General features: G+C 45.9%; 8 protein-coding genes. 7 read left to right on the top strand and 1 reads right to left on the bottom strand.

All coding sequences use genetic code 11. The features are described from left to right. Positions 1 to 45: 45 nt before the first annotated feature. Positions 46 to 255 (bottom strand): hypothetical protein, encoded by a 210-nt coding sequence (locus RMO35_RS15020; protein WP_309742138.1) that lies wholly within the window; start codon positions 253 to 255, stop codon positions 46 to 48. Between the two features lie 12 nt (positions 256 to 267). Between RMO35_RS15020 and RMO35_RS15015 the strand changes: the two genes are divergently transcribed. From RMO35_RS15015 to pstA, 7 genes are all read left to right on the top strand, one after another. Next, entirely contained in the window at positions 268 to 1077 is an 810-nt protein-coding gene (locus RMO35_RS15015; RefSeq protein WP_309742137.1) for a HEAT repeat domain-containing protein, read from the top strand. Between the two features lie 186 nt (positions 1078 to 1263). Continuing rightward, on the top strand, positions 1264 to 1500 hold the full coding sequence (locus tag RMO35_RS15010; protein WP_295613184.1) for a DNA-directed RNA polymerase subunit omega: 237 nt from the start codon (positions 1264 to 1266) through the stop codon (positions 1498 to 1500). Positions 1501 to 1545: 45 nt separating this feature from the next. Further along, positions 1546 to 1908 (top strand): DUF1818 family protein, encoded by a 363-nt coding sequence (locus tag RMO35_RS15005; RefSeq protein ID WP_309742136.1) that lies wholly within the window; start codon positions 1546 to 1548, stop codon positions 1906 to 1908. A gap of 38 nt (positions 1909 to 1946) precedes the next feature. Continuing rightward, positions 1947 to 3422 carry an alpha-amylase gene (locus RMO35_RS15000; RefSeq protein ID WP_309742135.1) on the top strand — a complete coding sequence of 492 codons (1476 nt, stop codon included), beginning with the start codon at positions 1947 to 1949 and terminating at the stop codon, positions 3420 to 3422. Between the two features lie 233 nt (positions 3423 to 3655). Continuing rightward, complete coding sequence (gene pstS, locus RMO35_RS14995) at positions 3656 to 4681, top strand: phosphate ABC transporter substrate-binding protein PstS (protein ID WP_309742134.1); 1026 nt, start codon at positions 3656 to 3658, stop codon at positions 4679 to 4681. Positions 4682 to 4694: 13 nt separating this feature from the next. Next, positions 4695 to 5678 carry a phosphate ABC transporter permease subunit PstC gene (pstC, locus tag RMO35_RS14990; protein ID WP_309742133.1) on the top strand — a complete coding sequence of 328 codons (984 nt, stop codon included), beginning with the start codon at positions 4695 to 4697 and terminating at the stop codon, positions 5676 to 5678. 1 nt (position 5679) lies between these two features. Further along, positions 5680 to 6516, top strand: an 837-nt coding sequence (gene pstA, locus RMO35_RS14985; protein WP_309742132.1) for a phosphate ABC transporter permease PstA, incomplete at its 3' end; no start/stop codon positions are given.

The raw sequence follows: 6516 nt of genomic DNA, 5'->3' as shown, positions 1-6516 counted from the left end.
TGTCGAGGCTAATTCTTACTTGGATTATGCGATTAACTCCTTGAGTTAGTCTCGTCTCCACCACCCGAAGTTATCTGCAACTGCCGAGCGATGTCGTTGGCAATGGTAAATAACTTCGGGGTATTTTTTTGGCAATTTTTTGGTGAGTTGTCGCGGTAAAATTGAGAGAGTGAGGAAAGTTTTGGACTCAGCCGCACTCGCGAAGAACGATCGATCCGCCCACTGGCTCGATGTTGGGTTTTGACTGCTACCCATACAAACAAAACAATGATGACAGATCCTGACTCACTCAAAATCTTACTTAGTGCGATCTCCGAGGCAGATTCAGCGGCTAAGATGGTCGAAGCTGTCGAAAATTTAGCGCGGGCACGCTTAGCAGCAGCGATTCCAAATCTCATCACCGTATTGGGGTACAACAATCCTGGGGCAGCAGTAGCAGCGGTAGAAGGGCTGATCGCGATCGGTAAACCAGCGGTAAAACCGTTGCTGGAGTTATTGGATGGTTATAATTATGGAGCTAGAGCGTGGGGACTCAGAGCATTAGCTGGTATTGGCGACCCGCAAGGATTGGAGCTATTACTGGATGCCGCTAGCAATGACTTCGCATTGAGCGTCAGACGGGCGGCGGCTCGCGGCTTGGGGACGATTCATTGGGATGAGTTGCCGAGCGAACAGCTTGCATCAGCACAGACGCGAGTTATCGAAGTACTTATAACTGTCTCGCAAGACCATGAGTGGGTAGTCAGATATGCCGCAATTACTGGATTGCAAGAACTCGCGATCGCTAGTATTATCGCTGCTCCAGAGGTCGTCCGGCAAATCTTGGCACATTTCGATCGATTGGTAGATACCGACGACAATCTCGCCGTTATCGCTCGAATTTGGTTAGCACAAAAAGAGATTCAATCCGCTATTAACGATATATTGACTCAACAACCGATGCTACCAGAGATTGCCATTGACTGGCAAGCCACTCTAGCCAAGCTCTACGCTCGCAAACGTCAAGAGCAACCCCATCCCGAAGGCGACCCATATAAGTTCCGAGCGGTAGCCGCCGCGATTGTCAGAGGCGATTAATTTCCTGCGAAAGTCAGGCTTTGGTTTAGGCTTTGGGCTTTAGCGACGCGCGCTTTTCACCCATAACCATCTTACCCTTTACCCTTTACCCTTTACCCTTTACCCTTTACCCTTTACCTTTTACCATCCACCCGATCGATCCATCGGGTACACTAGAATAGGACTGCTACTGTATTAGGAGTAATTATGATTCAGCGTCGCGCACAAGCCCACTTTGACTCGATCCAGATCGCTTATCGAGCCGAAGAACTAATCGGTGCAGCTTCTAACCGTTACAAAATTACCGTTCAAGTAGCCAATCGAGCAAAAAAACGCCATCGCTACGAATCGGATAATATCGACGATCCGACAATCAAACCCGTGATGCGGGCGATTATCGAAATGTCCGACGAGCTAACTCAACCAGAAATTCTGGGCGACTAGATCGATGAGTAGAGGCAATTGACGAATTGCCTCACTTAATTACCTATGCAGAAAATTCTCAAATCTGGTACTGGGTGGCGAATTGGGTGGAATCCCGCAGGTAAATATCAGGGATTGGTAGGTGGCGATGATTGGGCATTTGAACTGACGGCTGAGGAGCTAGCGGATTTTTGTCGGTTGCTTGGGCAATTGGTAGCTAATGTCCGATCGATCGCCGCAGAATTAATGGATGAAGAAAGTATCGCTTGTGAAGTTGAGAGCGAACTAGTCTGGATGCAGGTAGCAGGCGCACCAGATCGGTATAGCTTGCGGCTGATTTTGAATAGTGGGCGCAGTTGCGAGGGCAATTGGGCGGCGGATGCGGTGGCGGAGTTGATTATAGCAATTGACAGTGTAAAGTTTTTCTGATATGAATGCTTCAGTAACCTACAGTTAGGATCTGAATTATGTCAGAAATTAATGGGGTGATGATGCAATACTTCCATTGGTATTTACCAGCTAAAGGTAGCCTCTGGAATCAATTATCGCTGAATGCCCAAGAGCTAGCGAAAGCGGGGTTTACGGCTCTATGGTTGCCGCCTGCTTATAAGGGTAGTAATGGTAGTAATGATGTCGGTTATGCTGTCTACGATTTATTCGATCTGGGCGAGTTCGACCAAAAAGGCTCGATACCGACTAAATATGGCACCAAGGATGAGTATCTACAAGCGATCGAGTCCGCTCATAAGGTAGGCATCCAAATCTATGGCGATATCGTCTTAAATCACCGTCTAGGTGCCGATGCGGTGGAAGAATTTGCAGCGACTCCCCTCGATCCTAATCATCGCTTTCAACCGATCGATTCCTTACAACAAATTGAAGGCTGGACGCATTTTACCTTTCCCGGACGCCAGGGTAAATATTCCACGATGGAATGGCACTGGTGGCATTTTGATGCGATCGATTACAACGTGCATAATCAGCAGCAAAAAGCTGTTTATCTAATTAAAGATAAGACGTTCGATCGCAATGTCGATATTGAAAAAGGCAACTTTGATTATCTGATGGGTTGCGATCTGGATATGGATAGTCCTGAAGTATTGGGCGAGCTAAAATACTGGGGCGAGTGGTATCTCGATACCACTAAAATCGATGGTTTACGGCTGGATGCTGTCAAACATATCGAACCTAAGTTTTTTTATGACTGGCTAAAAAACCTGAATAGCTACACCAAAAAAGATCTATTTACAGTTGGTGAATATTGGTCTTATGAACTCGATGCACTCAACTATTTTATAGCTGAAACCGAAGGAAAGATTCATCTAGTTGATGCGCCACTACACAACAATTTTTATAATGCTGGCGTGCGCGGACAGGGCTACGATCTGCGGCAAATATTCGATGGATCGCTAGTTCAGCATCAACCCACACTCGCAGTTACCTTCGTCGAAAATCACGATTCACAACCGCTGCAATCGTTAGAATCGGTAGTTGAAGCTTGGTTTAAGCCCCTTGCTTATGCCCTAATTTTACTGCGCGAAGCTGGTTATCCCTGCGTATTTTATGGCGATTATTATGGTGCGAGTTATCGCGACAAAGGTAGAGATGGCCATGACTATGACATTGTATTACCATCCCATCAAAAAATACTCGATCTACTCCTCCAGGCTCGCCGCGACTATGCTTATGGTATCCAGCACGACTATTTCGACCATCCCAATACGGTAGGCTGGACGCGGCTGGGCGATCCAGCACATCCCCACAGTATGGCGGTAATCATGGGTAATGGTGACGCCGGGACAAAATGGATGGATGTGGGGAAGCCTAGTACCACCTATGTCGATCTAACCCAACATATTACTACGGCAATTACCACTAATGCCGATGGCTGGGGCGAGTTTTGCTGCAATGGTGGATCTGTATCTGTCTGGGTACCAGCCTAGCTAAAGCTTTGCACATCTGGACATAGAGACTCAACTTCCAGCAGATCGGGTTTTGCTTAATCAAGTATTAAAGAAAGATTAACCAATTGTTAACCTAACTATAATCAATATGGTGGTAGGGTTGCGCTAAGATGCTTCTGACGTCAAAAAGTTAGCAATATCAGTGATAAATATTGCTAAGATTTATGATTTTGACAGCAATGTGTCCTCAGCAAACTTGACAACTACACTTCATGTTATTCAATAATTTTGGTCGGCTCACTACTATCGCCACAGTATCGGTAGTCGTTTTGGGTACTCAATTAGCAGCACTAGCTCAAGTAACCCTCAGCGGTGCTGGTGCAACTTTCCCCCAGCCTCTATATGAGAGATATATCCGGGAAATGCGCAAATCTCACCCAGATATAAAGGTTAACTATCAAAGTATCGGTAGTGGTGGTGGCGTCAAGCAGACGATCTCTGGAACAGTAGATTTCGGTGCTAGTGATGCAGCGATGACCGATGCAGAAATGGCAAAAGTCAAAGGTGGCGTGTTATTAATCCCGACGGCTGGTGGTGCGGTATCTGTTGCTTATAACCTACCTGGAGTTAAGGGTCTCAAGCTTTCTAATGCAGTTTTGAGTGGCATTTTTACAGGTAAAATTACTACCTGGAACGATCCTCAAATCGTCAAAGATAACAAGAGTGCTACATTACCTAGCAGTGCAATTAAGCCTATTGTCAGAGCTGATGGTAGCGGTACTGCCTTCATTTTCACCAATCACATGAGTGCGGTTAGCCCAGAATTCAAATCCGCAGTTGGAGCCAGTAAAGAGCCAAAATGGTCATCTGGCTTCTTGAAAGGTAAAGGTAATCCTGGTGTAGCAAGTTTGATCAAGCAAACTCCCGGGGGGATTGGTTTTGTGGAATATGAATTCGCACTCAAAAACGGACTCAGCTCTGCATCAGTCCAAAATGGTAGCAAACAATATGTAGCTCCAAACCTAAAATCTGCCAATCTAGCTCTAGCTGATGTCCAGTTTCCAGCAAACTTCCGGGCATTTGATGTCAATTCCAAGCAAGGTTATCCGATTGTAGGCTTGACTTGGTTGTTAATTCCCAAAGCTCAAAAAAGTCCTGCTAAGGCTGCTGCAATTAAAACAATGGTCAAGTGGATGCTCACCAGCGGTCAGCAGTTTAATGACGATCTCAACTTCACTTCGATTCCTAGCGGTGTTGCCCAGCGGGCGATCCAAGCTGTTGAAACTGGCGTGAAATAACCTAAATCAAATCATGCCTCCTCACAATTTGTCTATATCTACGCCTACCGAAAGTAACTTAGGTAGGCGCGATCTTCACCCCAAAATCGATCGAGCCGATCGATTATTTCGCTATCTAATGTATGCGGCTAGCGGGGTTTCGGTTGCCATCCTATTATTGATGGGCTGGATTATTACGGAGCAAGCTATGCCTGCTCTGAAACAGTTTGGACTCGGATTTTTGGTGAGTCGGGAATGGAATGTACCAGATTTACAGTTTGGTGCTTTACCACTGATTTATGGCACGCTTGGTAGCGGCTTGATTTCCTTGCTGTTTGCCATCCCGGTAGGCTTGGCGGTAGCGATTGTTACCAGTGAGGAATTATTACCCCATTGGTTGCGATCGATTATCGCCTTCACCATCGAGTTACTCGCAGCAATACCTAGCGTTATTTTTGGATTGTGGGGATTCTACACATTTATACCCCTAATTCTGCCTGTCCAACAGTTCCTGTTCGCTAAATTTGGCACCGTGGTACCTCTATTTAGTACAGAGCCATCAGGCTCTGGACTGTTGACAGCCGGAATATTGCTCGGCATTATGATTTTACCGACCCTCGCTGCGGTAAGTCGGGAAGTGTTATTGGTAGTGCCCGGTTATCTGAGAACTGGCTCAATGGCTTTAGGCGCTACTCGTTGGGAAACGATCTTTCGCGTAGTGCTACCAAAGGCTTTTTCAGGAATCGTTGGTGGGGTGATGTTAGCGTTGGGGCGCGCACTCGGTGAAACGATGGCGGTAACAATGGTAATTGGTAATGCCGAAAACATTAGTCCTTCGGTATTTTCTCCTGCTTACTCGATTCCGGCGATCTTAGCCAATACATTCGCAGAAGCACAAGAAGAAGTCCACATTGGCGCACTTACTTATCTAGTGCTGATCTTGTTTACAATTACGCTGCTGGTAAATATCGGTGCGCTCGCTTTAGTTCGATTAGTAGAGCGCCAAGAAAAATCATAATATGAAACAAGTAGCTGCTAAGATAACTACTCCTATATCCCCACTGCGGAATTTAGTCGATCGTGGGATGACCGCCTTAGCCATTGGATTAACGATCGTCGGCATGTTGCCGCTGATCTCAGTCTTATGGAATATCATCTCCAAAGGCTTGCCCGGTCTGACAGTTGTCATGTTTACCAAGCCAATTATCGATGATGGGTTTGCCAACGCCGTGGTCGGTACATTGACGATGGTCACGATCGGCTCTATGTTGAGTATTCCCATCGGAATTGCTACTGGTATCTATCTCGCAGAATACGAGCCAACGAGTAAAATCAATCGCACTGTTAAATTTTTAACCACCGTACTGACGGGAGTACCGTCGATCGTGGTAGGGATTTTTACATACAGCGCTGTTGTATTAGTTAGTAAAAAGTTGTTTGATTTTAGCTACAGTGCGATCGCGGGTGGTGTAAGCTTAGGCATTCTCATGTTACCAATTATTGCCCTAACAACCGAAGAAGTACTTAAGCTAGTCCCCAATAATTTTCGGATGGCTTCATCTGGATTGGGTGGCAGCAAGTTTCAAACCATTACCCGGATTGTTTTACCAAATGCTTTGCCAGCGATAACTACTGGCGTATTGCTAGCAGTTGCTCGTGGGATTGGGGAGACAGCCCCATTACTATTCACTGCGCTCTTTGCTCAAGATTGGGCAGATAATCTTTTTAGCCCAACGGCTTCACTACCGATATTAATTTTTAATTTATATAACGACCCAGATCCAGTTAAAAATCAGCTAGTTTGGACGGCATCTTTATTTTTACTTGGTGTAGTTTTAGTGATTAACTTACCCGCT

It is taken from the genome of Chamaesiphon sp. OTE_20_metabat_361 (assembly GCF_031364565.1).
This window is presented reverse-complemented; position numbering and strand designations above follow the sequence as displayed.